Raw genomic sequence first — 24,884 nt, 5'->3', positions numbered from 1 at the left:
ATCGAAAAGATATTGATAATTATTCTCAATTATTGTAATTTCTCTGTCCTTATTTTGTAAATAATTATCATTATTAATTATAGGGTTAAAAACATGGCAAAGCGGACAAAACTTAAGCTAATCGCATATACAATAAAATCCACCTTGATACTTTCATTCTCGTCATTTTTAATGGCTAATACTCATTCTGGCACCGATACAATTGTTGTTACTGCCTCAGGATTTGAGCAACAACTGAAAAATGCACCCGCCACTATTTCCGTGATAACCAAAGAGCAGCTGGAAGATAAGCAAGTTAATGATTTAGCTGAAGCATTGGAAAATGTTGAAGGCGTTGATGTCCGTGCGTCTACCGGTAAAACGGGAGGAATGGACATTAGCATTCGTGGTATGCCAAGTGAATATACTTTAGTTTTGATTGATGGCCGTCGTCAAAATGATAGCAGTGATATCACGCCGAATGGTTTTGGTTCGATGCAAACCAATTTTATTCCACCCATTTCGGCAATTGAACGCATTGAGGTAATAAAAGGACCGATGTCTACCCTTTATGGATCTGATGCGATGGGTGGTGTTATCAACATCATTACTAAAAAAGTGAGTAATGAGTGGTCTGGTTCTGCAAAATTTGACTATACCTTAATGAAAGATAATAAAGCCGGTGATAAACGTAACATCAGTTTATATACTAGTGGGCCATTGATTGAGGATAAAGTTGGCTTAGCTTTACGAGGTAGTTTATATAAACGAGATGAATCTTTGAGAACGGCTGATGATGGAACCATTTTAAATAAACGATATAACAATCCAGTGGAAGCAACAATTTATAATCTTGGCGGGCGAATTAATTATTCACCTTCAAATCAGCATGATTTTTGGTTAGATATGGAAACCGCTCGTCAAACATTTGATAACTCAGAAGCACAATTAGGCACAATTGGAATCACGAGGATATCGTGATACTCTGCACTTTAATCGTGATCAAATCGCTATTGGTTATACTGGAATTTTTGATTTAGGGACTTGGGAATCGAGTCTTATGTATAAGCAAACTGAAAATAAAGGGCGAGTTTTACCTGAGGCTGTTAATTATGCTGGGAGTGATAGAACGTTAAAGGCTGATAACATTATTTTTGATACTAAATTTGTATCATCTATTGCTGATGTTCATCAACTTACAATAGGTGGGCAATGGTGGGATGCAAAAATGGAAGATGGCATTATCACAAAAGGCAAAAATGGCGAAAAATTTAAACAAACTACCTATGCTACTTTTATTGAGGATGAGTGGATGATTACTGATTCCTTAGCATTAACTGGTGGAATGCGATATGATCATCATGAAGCATTTGGTAGCCACTATAGCCCAAGAGCCTATTTAGTTTGGAATACAACAAATCAAATTACGATTAAAGGGGGGATTAGTAAAGGTTATAAAGCTCCTACTTTAGCTGATTTACATGATGGTATCAATGGTGTTACTTATCAAGGTAAATGGTTAACTATCGGTAACCCGGATTTAACACCTGAAAAAAGTACTAATTATGAATTAGGTTTTCTTTATGATAACAACGAAAACATTAATTTCAATATCACTGCATTTTATAATCGATTTAAAGATAAAATTGCTCAAGGAGATGATATTGATAACTGCGCAGTTAATCAAACTTCAAATTGTATTACGGTACCAGGAACAATCAATAGTGGGGAAGATGTACAAACAAAATTCTCTAGGCAAATTAATATTGATAAAGTCGACATATATGGTTTAGAAATTGGTGGAAAATATCAATTTTTACCACAATTAGCATTAAATATAAAATATACTTATACAAATAGTGAGCAAAAGAGTGGTGATAACCAAGGTAAATCATTAACTTATACTCCTAAACATGTCGCGAGTGCTAAACTTGATTGGCATATTAATCAAGAGTTTTCCACATGGTTTGAAGTCTTATATCGAGGCAAAGCTGATCGGTTTAATTCTAAGTATGAGAATTTAAGCCCAGCACAGCAATCACAGTATGATACATTAGGTGATCTACATGCGTATACTTTGTTGAATTTAAGTGGTCGTTATAAAATAAATAAGCAAATAACCTTATCTGCGACGATTTATAATTTACTTGATAAAGATTTTACTAAAGGAAAAAATTATTTCTACCTAACGAAAGATAAAAAAGGTAATCCTATTACTGCAAGTGGCTATGCCAGCTATTATGCTAGTAACGATAACAGTGGTATTGGTTCCGTGTTAGAAGGTCGCCGCTTATGGTTATCTGCAAATATTGATTTTTAATTTATTGATATAAGATATGTTATTGGCTTTCTGCTCTATGGAAAGCCAATAGTGAATTCTTTTTATTTGTGATTTCACAGGCTTAACTTCATTTTAAATTCTTGTTTTATCATCTACAGCATATTGTTTTACGATCTCTAATAGGCAATTCAATATTAATCCTCTATAATTTAATTAATTTTATTTTAAATGGTTTTTTATGTTTACAATTTACCATTCCAACCAATTAGATTTACTAAAATCACTCACTGCACAGTTAATCAAGCGCCAACCGCTCACGTCGGTGTTTGAAAATGAAGTCATTTTAGTTCAAAGTCAAGGAATGGGGCAGTGGCTACAAATTCAACTAGCGCAAGAGTTGGGCATTTCTGCTAATATTGATTACCCATTCCCAACCCAGTTTGTATGGGACATTTATCGTATTTTTTATCCAGAATTACCGAAAGAAAATACTTTCAGCGCCGATTTTATGGTGTGGGTATTATTAGTGATTTTGCCTGATTTAATTAACACTTCAGGTTTTGAAGCATTAAAGCATTATATTGATGATAATAATGAACAAAAATACTATCAATTAGCAAGTAGTATTGCGGACTTGTTTGATCAGTATTTAGTTTATAGACCAGACTGGATTCAAGCTTGGCAAGAAAATGAATATATTACGGAGCTAGGTGAGGACCAACAATGGCAGGCTATTTTATGGCGTCAATTAGTTAAATATAGTCAAAATTTATCTGCATTATCATCCCATCGAGCTGAAATTCATCGCGCGGTTGTTAGTATTTTGAATCAAAAAAAAGTGAGCAGAGCGCAAAAAAAACAGTTACCTAAGCGTATTTTTATTTTTGGTATCGTTTCACTACCACCACTCTATTTGGAATTATTTAATGCGCTAAGTCTGCATATGGATGTCCATTTTATGTTTATGAATCCATGCCGACAATATTGGGGGGATATCGTCGATCAGTCGTTTGTGAATAAATATATCGCGAATGAGGAATTAGCTAATATGATGTTACAAGATTCCCACCCTTTATTAGCATCATGGGGTAAACTAGGGCGAGATCATTTAGCATTACTCCAACACTATCATAAACAAGATGTCGATGCATTTTTTGATTATGAAGTGCCAACATTATTAAGTCACGTACAACAATCAATTTTAGATATGCAGTATGTCACCCCTAATGCAAATGCGAATATAATTAATTCTAGTGAACAAAAACAATCTATTAAGTTTGATGATGATTCGATTAGTTTACATGCGTGTCATAGTGAACAACGTGAAGTAGAAGTCTTATATGATTATTTATTATCAATATTAGATAACAACCCAAATATTGCATTAAACGACTGTGTTGTTATGGTGGCTGATATTGATCATTATGCCCCATATATTCAAGCAGTTTTTGATAATGCACCGCAAAATCGATTTTTACCTTATACAATTTCAGATCAAAAATTTCGTTATATTGACCCTATTATTCAAGGGTTTTTCTCATTATTGGACTTGCCTCAGAGTAGACTAGAAATCGAATATATTTTTGACTTACTAGAAATCCCTGCCATAGCGAAGCGATTTCATCTTAATGAAGATAATTTAAAGCAATTACAGCGTTGGATTGTTGATTCGGGTATTCGTTTCGGTTTGGCGTCAAGTGTAGATGAGCCGCATAGTTGGTTAGTTGGTCTTAATCGAATGTTGCTTGGTTATATTATGGATAGCGAGCTCGATAGTTGGCAAGATGTATTGCCATATGATGGCACAACGGGTCTTGAAGCTGAGCTGGTGGGGTATTTGTCTGATTTCATTATGACAATTGCAAAGTGGCGTGAAATACTTGAGCAACATCACGATGTTTCAAGATGGCAAGATTTATGTAATGAGTTACTAACTGCTTTTTTTGTATTTGACATTGACAGTGAACCACTATTATTAATGATTCAAGAACAGTGGCAATCGATTATTAAACAAGCCATGTTATCACATTACCAAGCGGATATTAGTATCCGTGTCTTAAGCGATTTTTTACAATCTAAATTTGAACGCCATGCAATATCACATCGTTTTTTAATCGGTAAAATTAATTTTTGCACGATGATGCCAATGCGATCTGTACCGTTTAAAATCGTATGTTTATTGGGAATGAACGATGGTATATATCCAAGAACAATTTTACCATTAGGTTTTGACCTCATTCACCGCCATCCACGCATTGGTGATCGAAGCCGTCGCAATGATGATCGTTATCTTTTTTTAGAGGCTTTATTATCTGCCGAACAGAAACTATATATCAGCTATATTGGTTATGATATACAGACTAATGATCAACGTTATCCTTCAATTTTGGTTGATGAACTCCTAGAATATTTAAAACAGACGTATATCTTAGAGGGCGATCAATCACTCGATGCTGAACAAAGTGCCATTCATCTGCAACACCATCTAATTGAAACGCATTGTCGAACCCCTTTTAGTCAGCATAATTATTCGTGTAAAACGTCTAAAATTGTAAGTTATGCAGATGAATGGCTTCCAGCTGCTCAAAAAAAGGGGCTGTCTATTGAGTTTATTTCTAAATTAGCCCAGCAATCTACAGCGATAATTAGTTTAGATGATTTGAAACGTTTCTTCATACACCCTATTCGAGAACTCGCTAAATATCGGTTAGGCTATTTAATTAACTATGTTGATGAACAACTCCCAAATACTGAAAATTTTAACCTTAACAGTTTAGAACGCTATGGTATTAATAATCAGATCATCGATGTATTGCTACCGTTAGCATTTAAAGATGAAGTGATGATTAATAAGCTGTATAAGAAAATGCTGCGGAGTAATCAATTACCATACGGTGCTTTTGGGCAACTATTGTTTAGTGAACAGGCCGAATTAATGCAACCACTAATTGCGACTGTGCATGCACAAAAACAAGGTGATTTTTCGGTATTGGATGTCAATTGTCTGGTACGCGATTGTCATATTATTGGACGAATAAAAAATATTCAAAGTGATGGTATTTTACAATGGCGAAGTTCAAAACTGACGATTAAAGATGGCATCATGTTATGGATTGAACATTTACTTTATTGTTTATCTTATCCATCGCCCAATGTTCATAACAGAATTTATGGACGAGACAATACTCAATGGCAATTTAAGCCAGTATCTAAAGAACTCGCGAAAACATTGTTAGAACAACTTGTTGATGGGTATCTAAACGGCATTAACCAACCGCTATTTATGCCATTACGAAGTTGCTGGCATTGGTTAGAGGTCGCTTATGATTATCAGACAGGGCTTATTAGTGAGGATGTTAGTGTATTAGCAAAAGCTCGTCATCAATTTATCACGTCTTGGCAAGGTAATATGGTCATTACTGCTGAATGTGATGATTATTATTTAAGGTTATACCCAGATTTAACAGATGAATTAATGAATGCTGCAATAAAATCAACGATTGATTATTTATTACCAATCATAACCTACCGAGACACAGAAAATGCTCATTGATACACACTGTCACTTTGATTTTCCGCCTTTTATCGATGACGTAGCATCAAGTGTTAAGCGGTTTAAACAAGCAGGGATCGACAGTATTATTGTTCCGGCTGTTTCACAAGCTAGATTTAATAATGTATTGGCCTTAGCAAATCAGCAGCAACCGATTTATTGTGCACTCGGTTTACATCCCATTTATCACCATAAAAATGATGATTTAGATTTATTAGCAGCTCAGTTAGATCAGCATAATAACAAAATTGTGGCAATCGGAGAGGTTGGGCTAGATAGCTATATTGTTAATACTGATCTGGAACGACAAATTTATTTGCTATCAGCTCAACTCGGTTTCGCTAAAGAATATCATTTGCCTGTCATTTTACATTCTCGTAAAACACATCCTGTGTTATATCGGTTACTTAAACAAGTAAAGCTTCCCGATTCAGGCGTTATTCATGGTTTTTCAGGAAGCTACGAAGAAGCATTGCAATTTATTCGTTTAGGCTATTCGATTGGGGTAGGAGGGGTAATCAGTTATCCCCGTGCAAACAAAACGCGTAATGCAATCAGCCGTATTCCCTTATCTTCTATTGTGTTAGAGACTGATGCGCCAGATATGCCACTTTGTGGCTTACAAGGTCAACCTAATCGACCAGAAAATATTACCAAAATCTTTGAAATACTAACCACTTTGCGAATCGAACCGCCATCACAAATTCTTAACACGATATTAACGAATACCTTGACGCTGTTTTGTAGAATCAATACAATGAAAATCACTTGATATATTATCAATATAATCAAGCTACTTAACTGACCAATCAAAAATAATTAATGTTGACTCGTTTACTGACGTTAATTTTGACTACGACGATGAGCTGTTATGACTAGCGATGATTTATTTCAAATGTGAGCGTTATTATGTCGAAGCGATTTAGCCAACTATTTATTCAGACCATTATTAGCTTAACAAGAATGTTTCCATTGTGGGCTATCTTGTGTGCCGTCTTTGCTTATTTTTTGCCTGGTACCTTTTCACCATTAAAGTCTTATACCTCTGAATTACTAATGTTTGTTATGTTCACGATGGGCGTTACATTGAGTATCAATGATTTTAAACGCGTCATTACTAGACCAAAAGCAGTGATCGTCTGTACATTATTACATTACATTGTTATGCCAATAACTGCGCTGATTCTTGCTCACGTATTTACGATGAGAATTGAGTTGTTAGTTGGGATGGTACTGGTGGGCAGCGTAGCAAGCGGTACGGCATCAAATGTGATGATCTACTTGGCAAAAGGTGATGTGGCTTTATCTGTTACCATTTCTTCTGTTTCGACATTAGTTGGTATTATTGTAACACCATTATTAACATTAGCATTAGTTGGGACAAGCATTGAAGTTCCCTTTATGAGTATGTTATTACACATTGTCAAAATTGTTTTTATCCCAATTGTGGCCGGCTTAATTGTACATCACTTATTTTTTGGTTTAGTGAAAAAATGTGAACGGTTTTTCCCTGTATTATCTATGATCTGTATTCTAATTATTTTGGGCATTGTTGTTGCAGGTAGCCGTGACCAAATCGCACAAGTTGGATTCACCGTAATTTGTGCTGTAGTATTACATAATGGATTAGGTTTACTTGGCGGTTATTGGGGCGGACGCTTACTTGGGTTTGATGAAGCAACATGCCGCACGATGTCTCTTGAAGTCGGAATGCAAAATTCTGCTTTAGCCGCGACACTGGGTACGACCTATTTCTCTGCCTTGTCAGCGCTTCCTGCGGCAGTATTCTCGGTTTGGCATAATATTTCAGGGTCATTACTTGCCGGTTATTGGCAAGGTAAGCCGGTAAAAAATAAAAAAATCGAAAAGAAATAAATCTTTGATGACGGTTATTAGCCGATAATTTTTCGGCTAATGACGCCATAATAAATAGTCTTTTGTTAGAAATCGAACCGATTTTATCTATCACAAATCAATAATTTCATTTTAGCGAGAACAAAAATATAATAGTGATACCTATTATATGATTGAAGTAAAATCATGACCGATAATCAATCTATTTCACCATTAATGTATAAAATGATGCCATGGATAGCGGCAATGGCGTTTTTTATGCAAACACTCGATACGTCGATTTTAAATACGGCATTACCTTCTATTGCTAGCGAACTTAATGAATCACCATTAAATATGCAATCGGCAGTTATTAGTTATGCCCTTGCTGTGGCTTTATTTATCCCTGTTAGTGGTTTTTTTTCAGATCGTTTTGGGACACGTAATGTTTTTATGGCGGCAGTATTGTTATTTTCCATTGGCTCACTACTTTGCGCATTATCATCATCATTAATTATGCTTGATATATCACGCGTTATTCAGGGGATTGGTGGGGCAATGATGGTGCCAGTCTCTCGACTTGCACTCATAAAATCATTTAAACGCAGTGATTTCTTAGCCGCATTAAATGCATCAACCATTCCAGGGCTAATTGGGCCCGTGATTGGACCTGTGCTCGGTGGATATCTGGTTCAAGTCGCATCTTGGCATTGGATTTTTTTGATTAATATTCCAATCGGCCTGATGGGGATTGTCGCAGGTTGGAAATTTATGCCGAATATTAAAGGAGCACGTTCTCGATTTGATGGAGTTGGTGTTTTATGTATATCCATTGCAATGATTAGTGCAACACTTGCACTCGAATTTATTAATGAGGGGATGAATATTTATTATTCACTCATTTTATTCATCGGTTGTTTGGTATTATTAATACTCTATGTCGGTCATGCTAAACGAGTCTCATCTCCCATTTTTCCAATTGTTTTATTTAATATTCATACATTTAGAATTGGCATTATTGGTAATTTAATTAGCCGATTAGGTATTTCAGCTGCACCATTTTTAATGCCATTGTTATTACAAGTTGCCTTTGGATATTCAGCTATCCATGCTGGATTGATGCTAATGCCAATGGCCATTGCATCATTAGTGATGAAAACGTTTGTACAACCGATTTTACGTTATTTTGGATATCGTCATGTGCTAATGATTAACACATTAATTGTGGGCGTCATCATCACAATGATGTCACTATTGAATAAAGATTCACCGATTATACTTTTTGCTGGATTGCTATTTTGCCTTGGTGCAACGAATTCCTTACAATTTACGTCAATGAACAGTATCACTTTAGCTGATTTACCACCTGATTTAACAAGTAGTGGTAATAGTTTAATGGCTGTTAATCAACAACTTGCGATTAGTTTTGGTATTGCTTGTGGTGCCGTGTTAGTTCGTTTATTTAGTTACCAAAGTGAAATGATTAACCATGATATTGCAAATGCGTTTAAAATGAGTTTCTTGGTACTCGGTATTATTACGTGCTTATCGAGCTTGATTTTTAGACGGTTATACCCACAAGATGGTAAGAACTTAACAGCTAAAGAATAACCAGATTCAGAGAACAAAGGGATGTTATTATGCAATACCAAATCATACCTGTTACCCCATTTCAAGAGAATTGCTCGATTGTTTGGTGTAATATAACTAAAGAAGCTGCGATTATTGATCCTGGTGGAGAGCCAGATTTACTCAAAAAAACAGTTGAAAAATTAGCTGTTAACGTGGGTAAGATCCTTTTAACGCATGGTCATTTAGATCATGTCGGAGCAGCTAAAGAATTAGCGGATTATTACGACATAGACATTTATGGTCCTCAACGAGAAGACCAATTTTTGCTAGATAATTTACCTCATCAATGTGTGCAATTCGGTTTTCCTTTTTGTGCCGCGTTCGAGCCTGATTTTTGGTTAAACGAAGGGCAAACCGTTCAAGTCGGACAGATATCTTTTGATATACTTTATTGCCCAGGTCATACTCCGGGTCATATCGTTTTTATCAATCAAAAGGACAGGTTGGCTTTTGTGGGTGATGTGCTGTTTAATAATAGTATTGGCCGGACTGATTTTCCGCGTGGGAATTACGCTGATTTGATTGCCTCAATTAAAAATAAGCTTTTACCATTAGGTGATGATATCACTTTTGTTCCAGGTCACGGGCCAATATCAACATTTGGTCGTGAACGAATTAATAATCCGTTTTTAGTTTAATTTAGTTATTGACAGCGAGCTGATAAATCTATAATATGCGCGCTACCTTTTCGGTTCCTCCATAGTTCAGTCGGTAGAACGGCGGACTGTTAATCCGTATGTCACAGGTTCAAGTCCTGTTGGGGGAGCCAACTTCTAAAAATATCAGCTAAATGCTGATTTTTTTATACCTAAAATGAATCTAACAGCCGGATTTAATCATTTGCTATTTCTCTCACATAATAATAAATAACGGTCACCTTATCTGATTTTTTTGCGTATTATTAAAATATCACTTGATACTGTATTATTATACAGTATAATGTTCTTTATTATCTATCACGACTAATCTTTATTGGAACCTAATTTATGAATGAAAATAAGCAACGTGCTCTGACAGCAGCCTTAAGTCAAATTGAAAAACAATTTGGTAAAGGATCTATCATGCGTTTGGGGGATACTCAAACTCTTGATGTCGACGCTATATCAACAGGTTCGTTAGGACTTGATATTGCACTCGGTATTGGTGGTTTACCGATGGGTCGAATTGTTGAAATATTTGGGCCAGAATCATCAGGTAAAACAACATTAACTTTATCCGTGATTGCTCAGGCACAAAAAGAAGGCAAAACATGTGCTTTTATCGATGCTGAACATGCACTCGACCCAATTTATGCTGCAAAATTAGGTGTACATGTTGATGATTTGTTAGTCTCACAACCGGATACTGGTGAACAAGCGCTTGAAATTTGTGATGCATTAGTTCGCTCAGGCGCCGTTGATGTGGTGATTGTTGACTCCGTTGCGGCATTAACGCCTCGCGCAGAAATTGAAGGCGAAATGGGTGACTCTCATATGGGGCTACAAGCTCGTTTAATGTCACAAGCCTTACGTAAATTGACCGCGAATATCAAAAATGCCAATTGCCTGGTAGTATTCATTAACCAGATTCGTATGAAAATTGGTGTTATGTTTGGTAACCCAGAAACAACAACAGGTGGTAATGCGCTTAAGTTTTATGCCTCGGTTCGTTTAGATATTCGTCGTATTGGTGCAGTCAAAGAAGGTGAGGATGTTATTGGTAGTGAAACTCGCGTTAAAGTTGTAAAAAACAAAGTTGCAGCCCCATTTAGACAAGCGGAATTCCAAATTTTATACGGTTGCGGAATTTCAAAATATGGTGAACTTATTGATTTAGGTGTTAAACATAAACTTGTTGACAAAGCTGGCGCATGGTATAGCTATAATGGCGAAAAAATTGGTCAAGGTAAAGCTAATTCAATTAAGTTTTTACAAGAACATGAAGCCATTTCAAATGAGTTAGAAGCTAAATTACGAGAATTATTATTAAGCAATCCAGCAAGCTTTAGTGGAGAAGATGATAATTCTGCAACTGATGATGATGGAATCTAAGCCTTTATATCAAACCTTTCTGAATAAAGCTGTGCAATTACTTGCACAGCGAAATCACTCATCTACCGAATTAAAACAAAAACTCTCTATTTTTTATTTAAAAAAATTATCCACTGATGTTGAGTCATCAGCTCAAAGTATCAATGCGCATATTGATGCCGTGATTGCGCATTGTCTATCCCATCATTGGTTAGATGATAAACAATATATTGAGCAGTACATTAACATGCGCTCACGTAAAGGGTATGGACAAAATCGTATTTTGATGGAACTAAAACAACGGGGTTTACCCCGCTCATTAATTCAATATCAACTTCAGCAAAGTGAGATAGATTGGATTGAAGTCGGTTTAATACAAACCCAAAAAAAATTTCGTGTTTCTGATAAAAAAGATCTTCAACAAAAGATTAAGATATTTCAATTTTTAACTTATCGAGGCTTTCAGCAAGACGAAATTAAACAAATATATTCTCTTTTTTGAATGTTATTATTTTTTAAAAACTATTTATAAACAATTTCAAACGAGTATACTAAGTAACGTCGTATATTCATTTAGTATCTTCTGCCAAAACACGTCAAGATACCGCTTCAATGTTTATCGTTAGTGTTGCATTAGATTGCATAATTTCAATGCAATATTTACCCAATTACACACGATTCAATCAGCAATCCAATAATTAAAGCGCTGATTTCAATAGTGATAGGTATTGAATGTGAATGGTAATATACAGTATATTAACTAAATTATGGATAATAACCGGAAGTATACATGAAAAGCACTGCAGAAATTCGCCAAACATTTCTTGATTTTTTTCGTGGTAAAGGCCACGAAATTGTCGAAAGTAGTTCACTTGTTCCTCATAATGACCCAACATTGTTATTTACCAATGCGGGTATGAATCAATTCAAAGATGTATTTTTGGGTATGGACAAACGTACCTACACACGTGCTACAACTGCTCAACGTTGTGTGCGAGCAGGGGGGAAACATAACGACCTTGATAATGTCGGCTATACAGCCCGTCACCATACTTTTTTTGAAATGTTAGGTAACTTTAGCTTTGGTGATTATTTTAAACGTGATGCCATTCATTTTGCTTGGGAATTATTGACGGGGCAAGGCTGGTACAATTTACCAAAAGAAAGATTGCTAGTTACAGTTTATGAAACGGATGATGAAGCATTTGATATTTGGGCTAACGAAATAGGTATTCCTAAAGAACGTATTGTTCGCATTGGTGATAATAAGGGTGCGCCTTATGCATCAGATAACTTTTGGCAAATGGGCGATACGGGGCCTTGTGGTCCTTGCAGTGAGATTTTTTATGACCATGGTGACCACATTTGGGGCGGCCCTCCTGGTAGTCCTGAGGAAGATGGCGATCGTTTCATCGAAATTTGGAATATCGTTTTTATGCAATTTAACCGTTTACCTAATGGCACAATGGAAAAATTACCTAAACCGTCTGTTGATACAGGGATGGGCCTAGAACGTATTTCTGCTGTGCTACAGCATGTTAATTCGAACTATGATATCGACGTATTTAAAAGATTAATCAAAGACACTGCTCAAATTATTGGTGTGACTGATCTTGAAAACAAATCATTACGGGTCATTGCAGACCATATTCGGTCATGCGCATTTTTGATTGCTGATGGTGTTGTGCCCTCAAATGAAGGCCGTGGATATGTATTACGACGCATTATTCGACGAGCAGTGCGCCATGGGCATATGCTTGGTGCTAAAGATATTTTCTTTTATAAATTGGTGTCTTCTTTAGTCGATGTTATGGAAAGTGCAGCAAGCCAGTTAGCTAAAAGTCAAAAATTAGTTGAAGAAACATTAAAATTAGAAGAAGAGCAATTTCTAAAAACATTAGAAAGAGGTCTATTACTACTTGATCAAGAATTAAGTAAAGTAGTCAACAATCAGCTACCTGGTGATGTCGCATTTAAATTATATGATACTTATGGTTTTCCATTAGACTTAACTGCGGATGTATGTCGTGAAAAAAATATTGTTGTTGATGAAGTCGGCTTTAATCAATGTATGGAAATTCAGCGGCAGCGATCACGAGAGTCGGATAGCTTTAGCATCGATTATAGTAGCGCAATTAAGCTTGATGGTAAAACAGAGTTTTTGGGGTATAACACGATTGAATCAAGTGCAACGATTGTGGCTATTTTCCAAAATGGTCAGCGTGTCGATGATGTTAACCAAGGTGATGAAGCCGTCATTGTTTTAGATAAAACGCCATTTTATGGTGAATCAGGTGGACAAGTTGGTGATAAAGGTCGCCTAACGTCACCTGACAACGCATTTGATGTAAAAGATAGTCAAAAGTATGGACAAAGTATTGGTCATGTCGGTTATTTATCAAAAGGCTCATTAAAAGTTGGTGATAAAATTACAGCGGCAGTTGATCGCGAATTGCGTGAGCGAATTCGCCGTAACCATTCAGCAACCCACCTTTTGCAAGCCGCATTACAACAAATTTTAGGTGAACATGTTGCCCAAAAAGGTTCATTGGTTAATGACAGTTACCTGCGCTTTGACTTTTCACATATGCAGTCAATTACCACTGAGCAAATTCAAAACATTGAGAATCTAGTCAATCAACAGATTCGTCGTAATCTCGAGGTTTCAGTCGAGCTGATGCCAATTGATGAAGCCAAGGGCAAAGGTGCCATGGCACTATTTGGTGAAAAGTATGATGATATTGTGCGGGTGTTAACGATGGGCGATTTTTCAATTGAACTTTGTGGTGGGACGCATGTTAACCGAACGGGTGATATTGGATTGTTTAAAATCATGTCTGAATCGAGTATTGCATCAGGCGTTCGTCGTATAGAAGCAACGACAGGTCAAATGGCGATAGATTTAGTTCATAGTGATGACAAGCGCCTTAATGAGATGATGGCTTTGCTTAAAGTTGATAAACTGAATATGGTGCCTCGTCTATCTCAACTTGTAGAACAGACTAAACAACTTGAAAAAGTGATTGAGCAGCTAAAATCAGTTCAAGCTGCTCAAGAAAGTGCACAATTAGTGAATCAAGTTGAAACCATTAATAATGTCAAATTATTGGTTGCAAAAGTAGACAACACTGAAGCAAAAGTATTGCGTGAAATGATTGATGATTTAAAAAATCAGTTAAAATCAGGTGTTATAGTGTTAGCAACAGTGAATGATGATAAAATTAGTCTGGCTGTTGGTGTGACCAAAGATTTGACAGCGCAAATTAAAGCTGGCATTTTAGTTTCGCAGTTGGCTGAAAAGGTAGGTGGTAAAGGTGGTGGACGACCTGACTTTGCCCAAGCAGGAGGCAGCAACATATCTGCATTACCTGACGCATTATTATCTATTAAGAAAGAGTTAGCGGACGGTTTGAAAGCAATATAAGCTGAATCATATAAGAATAGGAGGTCTAATGTTAATTTTAACTCGGAGAGTAGGTGAAACGCTGATTATTGGTGATGATGTTGTCATTACTGTACTGGGTGTTAAAGGAAATCAAGTCAGGATCGGAATTAACGCACCAAAAGATGTTTCTATTCATCGTGAGGAAATTTATAATCGGATTCATCAGAATCAAGATGAGCAAATGTCGACCACTGACAAGCCTGAAAAGGGCTAATTGGGCAGTAAATACACAACTAAACGTGTTGAGTGAAAAAAATATTTGACATATTCTCTGTAAAACGTAATATGTGCGCCACACATTGTGTATTTATAAAGAAACGGTGAGATGGCCGAGAGGCTGAAGGCGCTCCCCTGCTAAGGGAGTATAGGGTCAAAAGCTCTATCGAGGGTTCGAATCCCTCTCTCACCGCCATTTTTAAGTTTAAGTGCATCCGTAGCTCAGCTGGATAGAGTACCCGGCTACGAACCGGGCGGTCAGGGGTTCGAATCCCTTCGGATGCACCATTTTCTTTTTTTAGTGCATCCGTAGCTCAGCTGGATAGAGTACCCGGCTACGAACCGGGCGGTCAGGGGTTCGAATCCCTTCGGATGCACCACTTTCATTTTATACCTGCATCCGTAGCTCAGCTGGATAGAGCACTCGGCTTCGAACCGAGCGGTCAGGGGTTCGAATCCCTTCGGGTGCACCATCTTTTATTTAATTCACCCATCTGTTTTATTATAAACCACTTAAATTTACTATTTCTCGATTTTTGAAATGAGTGCTATTATAACCATAATTTTAGGCCTTAATTTATGGTTGTAATTAAATGATAATAAACAAAATTACTGAAAGTCGATTTAATAAAATTGTGATGTCTGTCAGCCTTGCATTGATTATGAGTGGCTGTACGCTAACCGGGTCTGATATTTCAACGGCAAACAAAAATGTGGTTAAGCAAGAAGACCATAATTTTGATATTAACAAATTGGTTGATGTATATCCTGTTACACCGATGTTAATTCGTTATTTGTACCAATCACCTGTCGTGGCTAAAAATAACCCAACTTTAGATAATGAACTCAAAAAATATCAATATCGAATTGGTGTTGGTGACATCATTAATGTGACTGTTTGGGATCACCCAGAATTGACAATTCCGGCAGGTTCTTATCGTAGCGCAAGCGAAGCTGGTAACTGGGTACATGCTGATGGTACGATTTACTATCCGTATGTCGGTAAATTGAAAGTTGAAGGTAAAACCCTCGAAGAAGTTCGTAATACAATCTCATCAAAACTTGCTACGTATATTGAAAGTCCACAAGTGGATGTCAATATTTCTGGATTTAATTCTCAAAAAGCTTATGTCACCGGTGAAGTCGTTAAATCGGGTAAACAACCCATTACAAATATTCCATTAACGTTGTTGGATGCAATTAATAATGCTGGTGGGATGACAGAAAAAGCAGACTGGCGTAACGCGGTATTAACACATAATGGCGTAAAACAACAAGTTTCTCTACAGTCTTTAATGCAATATGGTGACTTAACGCAAAATCGTATGTTATCGGGTGGTGATATTTTATATGTACCGACAAACGATACATTAAAAGTATTTGTCATGGGCGAAGTGGAAAAACAATCAACATTACTGATGGATAAATCAGGCATGACACTTGCTGAAGCGCTTGGTAATGCATCAGGTATTAATCAACGAACTAGTGATACTTCAGGTGTATTTGTTATCCGTTCGACAAAAGAAGGGAGTAACGCATTTAGCGATGGTAAAATTGCTAACGTTTATCAACTTAATTTGAAAGATGCCACTGCGATGGTATTAGCAACGAACTTTCAGCTAGAACCGTATGATGTTGTTTATGTGACGACAGCACCAATAGAAAAATGGAATCGTACAATTATGCAAATATTACCGACAATCCAAAGTGCTAATAGTATGACTGAAACCATTAAATGGATTCGTAACTGGCCAAATTAATAAGGTAGTATTGCAAGATGTTTAATTCGATTTGTGTAGTCTGTATAGGTAATATTTGTCGTTCTCCCATTGGAGAACGGCTATTAAAACAGGCTTTTCCTGATAAAGTAGTGACGTCAGCAGGAATTGCGGCTGAAGTCGGTGATGCGGCTTATTCAAAGTCTGTGACTGTTGCTAATAAGCACCATTTATCATTGGACGGTCATGTCGCGAGGCAATTGACTCCAGCGATTTGTGCGCAGCAAGATTTGATTTTGGTAATGGAAAAATACCACATTGATGCAGTGTGCAAGATTGCACCAGAAGTTAGAGGCAAAGTTATGTTATATGGTCATTGGTTAAATGAAATGGAAATCACTGACCCATATGGGCATGATCTTGAATTTTTTGAAAGAACATATGATTTATTGGATAAATCTGCACAGGCTTGGACAAGTAAATTAAAATAAATAGTAAGGTTAAATAAATTAATGGCAACAAAAGAAGCAAAAAGCTTGTCAAAAGAAAGTGATGAAATCGATTTATTAAGTCTATTTTATGCTTTACTTGATAAATGGAAAATTATTGTTGGATTCACCTGTATCACAACCTTTGTTGGCTTGATATATGCAATTTTTGCTACACCAATATATAAAGCCGATGCTTTAGTACAAGTGGAACAAAAAGTGGGTAATGCATTATTTAATGATTTTGCCAGTACGCTGTCCGGTTCTAAACCACTGTCTACGACTGAAATTGAACTAATTCGTTCTCGGATGATACTCGGCAAAACAATTAAAGACTTATCACTTGATATTGATATTAAAGAGTCTTTCTTTCCTGTATTTGGTAAAGGGTTTGCAAGGTTGACTGATGACAACCATAATGCTATCGCACTCTCTCGTTATGATGTACCGCGTAGCTGGTATGACGAACCATTAAAATTAAAAGTTATTGATGATGAAAATTACACACTTTCTAAAGATGGTAAGGAGATACTGTCAGGCAAAGTAGGTGAATATCATTCTAATGAGACCATTTCACTACTTGTGAGTCAAATTCAAGCCGAACCCGGTACCATATTTTTAGTCACCAAACGTTCAGAACTGCAAGTTATTAATGATATTTTAGATAATTTATCGATTGCAGATAAAGGCAAAGATACCGGAATGCTTGAGTTAAATCTACAAGGTGAAAATCCAATTTTAATTCAACGCATTTTAGATCAAATTAGTAAAAACTATTTAGCTCAAAATGTTGAACGTAAATCAGAAGAAGCCGGTAAAAGTTTGGCATTTTTGAAAGAACAATTACCTCGAATCAGATCTGAGCTCGATGAATCAGAAAATAAGCTTAATAAGTTCAGACAGCAAAACGATTCCGTTGATCTTTCGCTCGAAGCAAAAGCCGTATTGGATTCATCTGTACAATTAGAAGCACAGCTCAATGAACTAACATTTAAAGAGGCGGAAGTTTCTAAATTATATACTAAAGAGCATCCCGCTTATCGAGCATTACTTGAAAAACGCCAAACATTACTTGATGAACGTACAAAGCTAGGCGATAAAATTAGCTTTTTACCACAAACTCAGCAAGAAATTTTACGTTTAACGCGTGATGTTAAAGCGAATAATGAAGTTTACATGCAGCTGCTTAATAAGCAACAAGAGTTGAATATATCTCAAGCAAGTACAGTGGGTAATGTACGTATTATTGATACGGCATTAACACAACTTAAACCTGTCAAGCCTAAGAAAGCATTGATTGTGGGTATTTCATTTTTACTCGGATTAATTTTATCTTCAGGCGCTATTATTGTGATGATTGCGCTACGTCGTACAATTGAAAGTGTAGAGCAGCTTGAAGATCTAGGCTTAAATGTTTATGCCAATGTGCCATTATCAGATTGGCAAAATAAACAAAACCAGATTTTAAAACGAGTTTTAAAAGGGCATAAGCGTAAAAATGTTAAAGCAAAACAACTCGTCGCAATTGGGGCTCCGAATGATCTTTCAGTTGAAGCGCTACGCAGTTTACGTACAAGTCTACACTTTGCAATGATGGAGGCTAAGAATAATATTCTCTCTATTTCAGGCTGTAGTCCAGGGATCGGTAAAACATTTATTACCACTAACTTAGCGGTTGTGATTGCGGATTTAGGCAAAAAAATATTACTGATTGATGCTGATATGCGTAAAGGGTATTTGCATGAATTAATGAATATTGAAATGAAACACGGTTTATCGGAATATTTATCAGGTCAAGATGATATTAAATCAGTCATTCATAAAACAGAGATAAATGAATTTTTAGATTTTATTCCGCGGGGAATTATTCCACCTAATCCATCTGAATTATTAATGCATCCAAGATTGTCTGAGTTACTTGAATGGGCAAGTAAAGAGTATGATATGGTGCTTATTGACACACCACCGGTACTTGCGGTAACGGATGCATGTATTCTGAGTCAATATGCTGGTACGGTAATGGTCGTTGTACGCTATGGTCAAAATACGGTCAAAGAAGTAGAGTTAGGTTTACAACGTTTTGAGCAAAATAATATTAATGTTAAGGGTGTAATATTTAATGGTATTGCTCGTAAGGCCGGTAGTTATTATCAGTATGGTTATAGTTATAAATAAACGGTGATTAAAAATAAAAACCCCATTTGTATGGGGTTTTTATTGTCAAATTATCGCATTGTTACAAACTCTTCCGCAGCAGTCGGATGAATAGCAATGGTATTGTCAAAGTCTTTCTTTGTCGCACCCATTTTCAATGCAACGGCAAATCCTTGTAAAATTTCATCCATACCATAGCCTATTCCATGTATTCCAACTATTTTCTCTTCTTTACCAACGCAAACTAACTTCATACGACAAGGCTGACGGTGTTGAGTTACAGCGGTATACATTGCTGTAAATGAAGAGCGGTATACTTTAACATTATTTTCACCATGTGCTTCAATAGCTTGAGGTTCAGTTAAACCAACGGTACCAATCGGTGGATGGGTAAAGATAACTGTTGGAATATTATCATAATCGAGATGCGCGTCAGGTTTATTATTAAACAATCGTTCAGATAAACGACGTCCAGCTGCTACCGCGACAGGTGTTAAAGCGACAGCTTCAGTATCATCGCCAACAGAATAAATTCCAGCAATATTGGTATTTTGATATTTATCGACTTCAATGAAACCCCATTGATTAAGTTTTAACCCTGTTACTTCAATGTTCATTCTATCGGTCGCAGGTTTACGTCCAACTGCCCAAATTAGGCAATCTACCTCATATGTTTCATCATTTTCTAAAGTCAGAGTTAAAGAACCATCATTGTTTTTATCAACTTGCTTTGGAATTGAATAAGGATGTAAGTGCTGACCTTCTTCTTTAATGACTTCCATTAAGGTATTAATTAACATCGGATCAAATGAACGTAATGGTGTATCTTGTCTAACGAATTGGTGAACTTCGCTTCCTAACGCATGCAATACACCTGCAATTTCACACGCAACATAACCAGCTCCGACGACAGCCACACGTTTTGGTTGTTCAGTTAATGCAAAAAAACCATCTGAAGTGATACCATATTGTGCGCCAGGAATAGCTGGAATTAGTGGTTCACCACCGACTGCAATTAAAATATGATCTGCGCTATATCGTTGACCATTAACCTCAATGGTTTTTTGATCGATAAATTTTGCATATCCTCTAATTACGTCGACATTATTATTGGTTAATACGCGATCATACGACTGATGAATTCTATCAATATAGGCGGTTCGACTCTCGATCAATTTTGACCAGCTAAATTGATTAATTGTCGTATCAAAACCATAATCAGGTCCATAATGCTTAATAGCTTCAGCAATTTGAGCGCCATACCACATCACTTTTTTGGGGACACATCCAACATTAACACATGTACCACCAAGCTCTTTTGCTTCAATGATGGCACATTTTTTACCGTAAGATGCTGCTCTATTGGCTGAGGCTATGCCACCACTACCACCACCAATTGCGATATAGTCATAATGTTTTATCGTCATTTATCGTTATTCCTTAGAATTATCATCATTTGTATCAGCTTGCCATAAAATGAGATATAAAAAAAGTCATAATCTGACAATAAAACAATAGTTATAACCTATCAAAGCGTGATGCTGAATGGCGGCGTTTGACATTACTCGGGTACAAGCTCATTTAAAATGATATGCCCCATATCCTGAGGATCAAGCATTTGTTTTAACCAAGGTAGAAGCACTTGCATTTGTTGATAGAGTTTCCACGGCGGATTTACAACAATCATACCAGTAGCCGTCATTCCTTTTTGGTTATTGTCTGGTTTGATTGCAAGCTCAATTTGTAAGATACGCTTAATGCCAGTATTGATAATTCCATCGATCATATTTTGTGTTTGTTTACGATTAACAACAGGATACCAAATAAGATAAATGCCAGTTGCAAAACGTTTATATCCTTCATGTAAAGCAAATGGGATTCTTTGGTAATCATCCTTCATTTCATATGACGGATCGATAAGAATTAATCCACGACGGCTTTCCGGTGGTAATTTCGATTTTAATTGTAAAAAACCATCTTCTCTAGCAACTTGTGCACGACTATCTTTACTAAATTCTTGTCTCAACAATGGGTAATCTGAAGAGTGAATTTCGGTTAAAAACAATTTATCCTGTTTTCGTAAAAGCTGTTTAGCAATGAGTGGTGAACCAGGATAATATTTTAATGTTGGTGTTCTATTATAATATTTTAATACAGATAGATAGGGTTCTAATTCAGCTGGAATAGTATTTTGTTGCCAGATAGGTGCAATACCTGATAAATATTCTGCAGTTTTTTCCGCATGCTCGCTTTGTAATAAATAGCGTCCTGCGCCAGAATGGGTATCAAGGTAGATAAACGGTTTATCTTTTTCTTTTAATGATTCAAGGCAAAGTGTGAGTACGGTGTGTTTTAATACATCGGCATAATTGCCGGCATGATAACTGTGTCGGTAACTTAACATTTTAATCTCTAGTTATGATCTGTTTTGTTCAGTATATACCTGTGCTGATTGAAGATGCAATTTTTCGCTACAGGATGTATGATGATTTTGTGGTAAATAGGAACAAGATAATATTAATAATATGCTGCTTTGCTATTAAGTACTAGTTATCTTTAGGTAATAAGATGCAACCACAACGTTTACAATAGTATTGCGTTTGTTGTTGTTGAATTTTTTTATGACGGATATTTGTTAATCGATGTTCTTGGCATTGGCACGCATAGCGATGACGATTTTGGATCGTATTATCGGGGATACTGAAAGTATGGGTTCGATTTGCTGAACATCCAAAAACTGTTTCCATCACCGCTTGCCACTCTTTTCCATGCGGCTTTACGCGACCAAATTTTTTATAGACGATAAGGTGAGCAAGTTCATGTGGAATGACCTCTTGAATAAATTTATCTCTATTTTCCAATAACATCGCTAAATTAAGCTGAATATGCCATCTATCAAGAAAAGCGCTACCAGCAATACTACCTTTTTGGCGATATATAATTTGCGGTTCATCAAAAGAAATATTAAAAAAGTGTTGAGCTTTAACTAAACATTGCCTTAAACAAGTTATAACATTGTTGTGAAGTTGAATCGGGACGCGTAATTTATTCATGAATATAATGGAAGAGGTCGTTCACGGCATTGCTGCCGTGAATCAATAGATTATTTTAGATTTGCGGCATCACGTAATTGTTCTGCTTTATCTGTTTTTTCCCATGGGAAAATGTCGCGACCAAAATGGCCATAAGTTGCCGTTTGTTGATAAATCGGTTGAATGAGATCAAGCATTTTAATTAGTCCATAAGGACGTAAATCAAAAAACTCTTTCACTAAAGCGATGATTTTATCATGTGGTACTTTTTCTGTGCCAAATGTGTTGATATAAATAGAAGTGGGTTCTGCAACACCAATTGCATAAGATAATTGCAACTCACATTTATCAGCAAGTCCTGCTGCGACGATGTTTTTGGCAACATACCTTGCTGCATAAGCGGCAGAACGATCAACTTTAGAAGGGTCTTTACCTGAGAATGCACCGCCACCATGATGAGCAGCGCCACCGTAAGTATCAACAATAATCTTTCGACCAGTTAAACCACAATCACCCATTGGTCCTCCGATCACGAAACGGCCTGTTGGATTAATGAAGTATTTAGTGCGAGATGTTAACCATTGCGAAGGTAAGATTGGTTTGATGATTTCTTCCATGACAGCTTCTTGTAATGAAGATAAACTGATCTCTTCAGAATGCTGAGTTGATAATACAACAGCATCAATTCCTTTTATCTTATTATCTTCATAGATCAGTGTCACTTGGCTTTTAGCATCAGGACGTAACCATGGTAACGTGCCATTTTTTCTGACTTCTGCTTGTCTTTTCATTAACTCATGCGCATAGGTAATTGCCGCAGGCATTAAGTTAACCATTTCGTTGGTAGCATAGCCAAACATAATACCTTGATCGCCAGCGCCTTGTTCATAAGGGTCGCCTCGATCAACACCTTGATTAATATCAGAGGATTGTTTGCCTATCGCATTTAATACTGCACAGGAATTTGCATCAAAGCCCATTTCAGAGCTTGTATAACCAATATTTTTGATGGTTTGTCGGGTTAAATCCTCGATATCAACCCATGCGGATGTTGTAATTTCACCTCCGACTAATGCCATTCCTGTTTTTACATAAGTCTCACAAGCAACGCGTGCTTTCGGATCTTGTTTTAAAATTGCATCAAGAACTGCATCCGATATTTGATCGGCGATTTTATCTGGATGACCTTCTGAAACGGATTCAGAGGTGAATAAAAATTCTGACATGGTATACCTTCTTAATTCTAAAATACTAAGCGAGATAGATGCTATCTTATCTATCTGGCTGTTTGACCATCTAGACGGCTATATTAATCAATAAAATGATAAAAAGCTAGTTATAAGCAAAGATAAATATATTTCTCTCTATTTTTCATTAGATTAAGTTAATTAGTTGAAATGCAATACATAAAGTCATATTGTATAAACTGAAAATTATCATAGTATAGATATCAACATTCTTATGTTGATTAATAAAATGGCATTGTCATGGATAATATACCTAATATATTCGTTTTTGATTCTGGCATTGGTGGAATGTCTGTATACAATGAGATAAGACAAAAAATTCCCAATGCAAATTATATTTATTTATTTGATAATCAAGCTTTCCCTTATGGTGATAAATCAAATGAATTTTTGATTGAGCGCGTTAATAAGATTATTGAGAAAGTCATATCAATACATTCTATAGATATTGTTGTGATTGCTTGTAATACTGCAAGTACAATTTGTTTACCCTCATTGAGAACAGCATTTTCCATACCTATAGTTGGTGTTGTACCAGCCATAAAGCCAGCAACAAAAGTAACCAAAAATAAATGTATTGGATTGCTAGCGACTAAAGCAACCGTACAAAGGGAGTATACCCGCAATTTAATCAATGAATTTGCCCAAGGCTATCATATCGAATTGTTGGGACTGTCTGAATTAGCTCTTATTGCCGAAAGAAAATTACAGGGGATACCTGTTGACATGAGTGAATTGAAGTCACTGATGACTCCCTGGTTAAATTTAGCCGTCATTCCCGATACTATCGTGCTAGGCTGCACGCATTATCCTTTTATACGTGATGAACTAAAAATTGTGTTCCCGTCAGCCGCATTTATTGATTCTGGTTATGCAATTGCATCAAGAGTTCATGATTTGTTAAAAGAAAATTTTAACTTAAATCGTGACGATCATGGACAAAAAACCGTAAGTTTGATTATGAGCACACAGTATAATCAGCAAGTTAATAAAATAATTGAAACGTTCCAAAAATATAATATCGAAAAATATCAATGCATTAATATTTAACTTGCTCAAAGGTTATGCAGTTGGTTCGTTTTTTTTATTTTTTGCTTGATCAAACCAATAAGATCTCTATAATGCGCTTCCACTGACTTACGGCAAGTAGAAAAATAGAGCCTGTTATTAAGTTGGGTAACATGATGAAAAAAGTTGAGACGAAGTTAAAAAATAAATAAAAATAATCTTGACGAACAAAAAAGGATAGCGTAGTATACGCAACCCTTGAGACAGCAAAACGAAACGCTGTCAGCTC

At 36.3% G+C, this 24,884-nt stretch carries 20 protein-coding genes and 5 tRNA genes; 20 read left to right on the top strand and 5 right to left on the bottom strand.

Features of this window, described 5'->3' with window-relative positions:
- Window positions 1-93: 93 nt before the first annotated feature.
- The 19 genes from ABEA36_RS13315 (at window position 94) to ABEA36_RS08400 (ending at window position 19,329) form a co-directional block, all read left to right on the top strand.
- Entirely contained in the window at window positions 94-960 is an 867-nt protein-coding gene (locus ABEA36_RS13315; RefSeq protein WP_345491012.1) for a TonB-dependent receptor plug domain-containing protein, read from the top strand.
- Window positions 938-2,299 carry a TonB-dependent receptor domain-containing protein gene (locus tag ABEA36_RS13310; protein WP_345491010.1) on the top strand — a complete coding sequence of 454 codons (1,362 nt, stop codon included), beginning with the start codon at window positions 938-940 and terminating at the stop codon, window positions 2,297-2,299. The genes ABEA36_RS13315 and ABEA36_RS13310 overlap by 23 nt, the downstream gene beginning before the upstream one ends.
- A gap of 199 nt (window positions 2,300-2,498) precedes the next feature.
- The gene (gene recC / locus ABEA36_RS08480) at window positions 2,499-5,813 is read left to right on the top strand and encodes an exodeoxyribonuclease V subunit gamma (protein WP_345491008.1); all 3,315 of its coding nucleotides are present in this window, start codon (window positions 2,499-2,501) and stop codon (window positions 5,811-5,813) included.
- Window positions 5,803-6,585: a TatD family hydrolase gene (locus ABEA36_RS08475; RefSeq protein ID WP_345491006.1), complete on the top strand. Its 783-nt coding sequence runs from the start codon at window positions 5,803-5,805 to the stop codon at window positions 6,583-6,585. Before recC ends, ABEA36_RS08475 begins: the two co-directional genes overlap by 11 nt.
- A 137-nt stretch (window positions 6,586-6,722) precedes the next feature.
- A complete protein-coding gene (gene panS, locus ABEA36_RS08470; protein ID WP_345491004.1) occupies window positions 6,723-7,688 on the top strand; it encodes a ketopantoate/pantoate/pantothenate transporter PanS in 966 nt (321 codons plus the stop codon).
- Between the two features lie 165 nt (window positions 7,689-7,853).
- Complete coding sequence (locus tag ABEA36_RS08465) at window positions 7,854-9,257, top strand: DHA2 family efflux MFS transporter permease subunit (RefSeq protein ID WP_345491002.1); 1,404 nt, start codon at window positions 7,854-7,856, stop codon at window positions 9,255-9,257.
- A 29-nt stretch (window positions 9,258-9,286) separates the two neighbouring features.
- Window positions 9,287-9,916 carry an MBL fold metallo-hydrolase gene (locus ABEA36_RS08460; RefSeq protein WP_345491000.1) on the top strand — a complete coding sequence of 210 codons (630 nt, stop codon included), beginning with the start codon at window positions 9,287-9,289 and terminating at the stop codon, window positions 9,914-9,916.
- 55 nt (window positions 9,917-9,971) lie between these two features.
- Window positions 9,972-10,047 (top strand) — tRNA-Asn (locus ABEA36_RS08455).
- 217 nt (window positions 10,048-10,264) lie between these two features.
- Window positions 10,265-11,308 (top strand): recombinase RecA, encoded by a 1,044-nt coding sequence (gene recA / locus ABEA36_RS08450; RefSeq protein ID WP_345490998.1) that lies wholly within the window; start codon window positions 10,265-10,267, stop codon window positions 11,306-11,308.
- Window positions 11,274-11,789, top strand: coding sequence for a regulatory protein RecX (locus tag ABEA36_RS08445; RefSeq protein ID WP_345490996.1), 516 nt, complete (start codon window positions 11,274-11,276; stop codon window positions 11,787-11,789). The genes recA and ABEA36_RS08445 overlap by 35 nt, the downstream gene beginning before the upstream one ends.
- A 288-nt stretch (window positions 11,790-12,077) precedes the next feature.
- Window positions 12,078-14,711 carry an alanine--tRNA ligase gene (gene alaS / locus ABEA36_RS08440; protein ID WP_345490994.1) on the top strand — a complete coding sequence of 878 codons (2,634 nt, stop codon included), beginning with the start codon at window positions 12,078-12,080 and terminating at the stop codon, window positions 14,709-14,711.
- 28 nt (window positions 14,712-14,739) lie between these two features.
- Complete coding sequence (gene csrA, locus ABEA36_RS08435) at window positions 14,740-14,946, top strand: carbon storage regulator CsrA (RefSeq protein ID WP_345490992.1); 207 nt, start codon at window positions 14,740-14,742, stop codon at window positions 14,944-14,946.
- A 105-nt stretch (window positions 14,947-15,051) separates the two neighbouring features.
- Window positions 15,052-15,144 (top strand) — tRNA-Ser (locus tag ABEA36_RS08430).
- A 15-nt stretch (window positions 15,145-15,159) separates the two neighbouring features.
- Window positions 15,160-15,236 (top strand) — tRNA-Arg (locus ABEA36_RS08425).
- A gap of 15 nt (window positions 15,237-15,251) precedes the next feature.
- Window positions 15,252-15,328 (top strand) — tRNA-Arg (locus ABEA36_RS08420).
- A gap of 16 nt (window positions 15,329-15,344) precedes the next feature.
- Window positions 15,345-15,421: transfer RNA gene (locus ABEA36_RS08415), tRNA-Arg, on the top strand.
- A 120-nt stretch (window positions 15,422-15,541) separates the two neighbouring features.
- Window positions 15,542-16,708 (top strand): polysaccharide export protein, encoded by a 1,167-nt coding sequence (locus tag ABEA36_RS08410; RefSeq protein WP_345490990.1) that lies wholly within the window; start codon window positions 15,542-15,544, stop codon window positions 16,706-16,708.
- Between the two features lie 17 nt (window positions 16,709-16,725).
- The gene (locus ABEA36_RS08405; RefSeq protein ID WP_345490988.1) at window positions 16,726-17,157 is read left to right on the top strand and encodes an arsenate reductase/protein-tyrosine-phosphatase family protein; all 432 of its coding nucleotides are present in this window, start codon (window positions 16,726-16,728) and stop codon (window positions 17,155-17,157) included.
- Between the two features lie 21 nt (window positions 17,158-17,178).
- Window positions 17,179-19,329 (top strand): polysaccharide biosynthesis tyrosine autokinase, encoded by a 2,151-nt coding sequence (locus ABEA36_RS08400; protein WP_345490986.1) that lies wholly within the window; start codon window positions 17,179-17,181, stop codon window positions 19,327-19,329.
- Between the two features lie 50 nt (window positions 19,330-19,379).
- Here the strand turns inward: ABEA36_RS08400 and gorA are convergent, their stop codons facing one another.
- From gorA to metK, 4 genes are all read right to left on the bottom strand, one after another.
- On the bottom strand, window positions 19,380-20,735 hold the full coding sequence (gene gorA / locus ABEA36_RS08395) for a glutathione-disulfide reductase (RefSeq protein ID WP_345490984.1): 1,356 nt from the start codon (window positions 20,733-20,735) through the stop codon (window positions 19,380-19,382).
- 134 nt (window positions 20,736-20,869) lie between these two features.
- Complete coding sequence (locus tag ABEA36_RS08390; protein ID WP_345490982.1) at window positions 20,870-21,712, bottom strand: 23S rRNA (adenine(2030)-N(6))-methyltransferase RlmJ; 843 nt, start codon at window positions 21,710-21,712, stop codon at window positions 20,870-20,872.
- Window positions 21,713-21,854: 142 nt separating this feature from the next.
- On the bottom strand, window positions 21,855-22,361 hold the full coding sequence (locus ABEA36_RS08385) for a SprT family zinc-dependent metalloprotease (RefSeq protein ID WP_345490980.1): 507 nt from the start codon (window positions 22,359-22,361) through the stop codon (window positions 21,855-21,857).
- Window positions 22,362-22,411: 50 nt separating this feature from the next.
- A complete protein-coding gene (metK, locus tag ABEA36_RS08380) occupies window positions 22,412-23,566 on the bottom strand; it encodes a methionine adenosyltransferase (RefSeq protein ID WP_345490977.1) in 1,155 nt (384 codons plus the stop codon).
- 261 nt (window positions 23,567-23,827) lie between these two features.
- Between metK and murI the strand changes: the two genes are divergently transcribed.
- Window positions 23,828-24,637, top strand: a complete 810-nt coding sequence (gene murI, locus ABEA36_RS08375) for a glutamate racemase (RefSeq protein ID WP_345490975.1) — start codon at window positions 23,828-23,830, stop codon at window positions 24,635-24,637.
- Between the two features lie 49 nt (window positions 24,638-24,686).
- Here murI and ABEA36_RS08370 read toward each other — a convergent pair.
- Window positions 24,687-24,884 (bottom strand): hypothetical protein (locus ABEA36_RS08370; RefSeq protein WP_345490973.1); only part of this gene is annotated, 198 nt, incomplete at its 5' end.

It is taken from the genome of Orbus sasakiae (genome assembly GCF_039542345.1).
Taxonomy (GTDB): Bacteria; Pseudomonadota; Gammaproteobacteria; order Enterobacterales; family Orbaceae; genus Orbus; species Orbus sasakiae.
The sequence above is the reverse complement of the archived record's forward strand: the minus strand, read 5'-3'. Positions and strand labels throughout refer to the sequence as shown.

What these genes read in the sequence shown, in the direction of transcription:
- ABEA36_RS13315 (WP_345491012.1), top strand. Translation starts at nt 94, where the DNA reads ATGGCAAAGCGGACAAAACTTAAGCTAATCGCATATACAATAAAATCC.
- recC (WP_345491008.1), top strand. Translation starts at nt 2,499, where the DNA reads ATGTTTACAATTTACCATTCCAACCAATTAGATTTACTAAAATCACTC.
- ABEA36_RS08475 (WP_345491006.1), top strand. Translation starts at nt 5,803, where the DNA reads ATGCTCATTGATACACACTGTCACTTTGATTTTCCGCCTTTTATCGAT.
- panS (WP_345491004.1), top strand. Translation starts at nt 6,723, where the DNA reads ATGTCGAAGCGATTTAGCCAACTATTTATTCAGACCATTATTAGCTTA.
- ABEA36_RS08465 (WP_345491002.1), top strand. Translation starts at nt 7,854, where the DNA reads ATGACCGATAATCAATCTATTTCACCATTAATGTATAAAATGATGCCA.
- ABEA36_RS08460 (WP_345491000.1), top strand. Translation starts at nt 9,287, where the DNA reads ATGCAATACCAAATCATACCTGTTACCCCATTTCAAGAGAATTGCTCG.
- recA (WP_345490998.1), top strand. Translation starts at nt 10,265, where the DNA reads ATGAATGAAAATAAGCAACGTGCTCTGACAGCAGCCTTAAGTCAAATT.
- ABEA36_RS08445 (WP_345490996.1), top strand. Translation starts at nt 11,274, where the DNA reads ATGATAATTCTGCAACTGATGATGATGGAATCTAAGCCTTTATATCAA.
- alaS (WP_345490994.1), top strand. Translation starts at nt 12,078, where the DNA reads ATGAAAAGCACTGCAGAAATTCGCCAAACATTTCTTGATTTTTTTCGT.
- csrA (WP_345490992.1), top strand. Translation starts at nt 14,740, where the DNA reads ATGTTAATTTTAACTCGGAGAGTAGGTGAAACGCTGATTATTGGTGAT.
- ABEA36_RS08410 (WP_345490990.1), top strand. Translation starts at nt 15,542, where the DNA reads ATGATAATAAACAAAATTACTGAAAGTCGATTTAATAAAATTGTGATG.
- ABEA36_RS08405 (WP_345490988.1), top strand. Translation starts at nt 16,726, where the DNA reads ATGTTTAATTCGATTTGTGTAGTCTGTATAGGTAATATTTGTCGTTCT.
- ABEA36_RS08400 (WP_345490986.1), top strand. Translation starts at nt 17,179, where the DNA reads ATGGCAACAAAAGAAGCAAAAAGCTTGTCAAAAGAAAGTGATGAAATC.
- gorA (WP_345490984.1), bottom strand. Translation starts at nt 20,735, where the DNA reads ATGACGATAAAACATTATGACTATATCGCAATTGGTGGTGGTAGTGGT.
- ABEA36_RS08390 (WP_345490982.1), bottom strand. Translation starts at nt 21,712, where the DNA reads ATGTTAAGTTACCGACACAGTTATCATGCCGGCAATTATGCCGATGTA.
- ABEA36_RS08385 (WP_345490980.1), bottom strand. Translation starts at nt 22,361, where the DNA reads ATGAATAAATTACGCGTCCCGATTCAACTTCACAACAATGTTATAACT.
- metK (WP_345490977.1), bottom strand. Translation starts at nt 23,566, where the DNA reads ATGTCAGAATTTTTATTCACCTCTGAATCCGTTTCAGAAGGTCATCCA.
- murI (WP_345490975.1), top strand. Translation starts at nt 23,828, where the DNA reads ATGGATAATATACCTAATATATTCGTTTTTGATTCTGGCATTGGTGGA.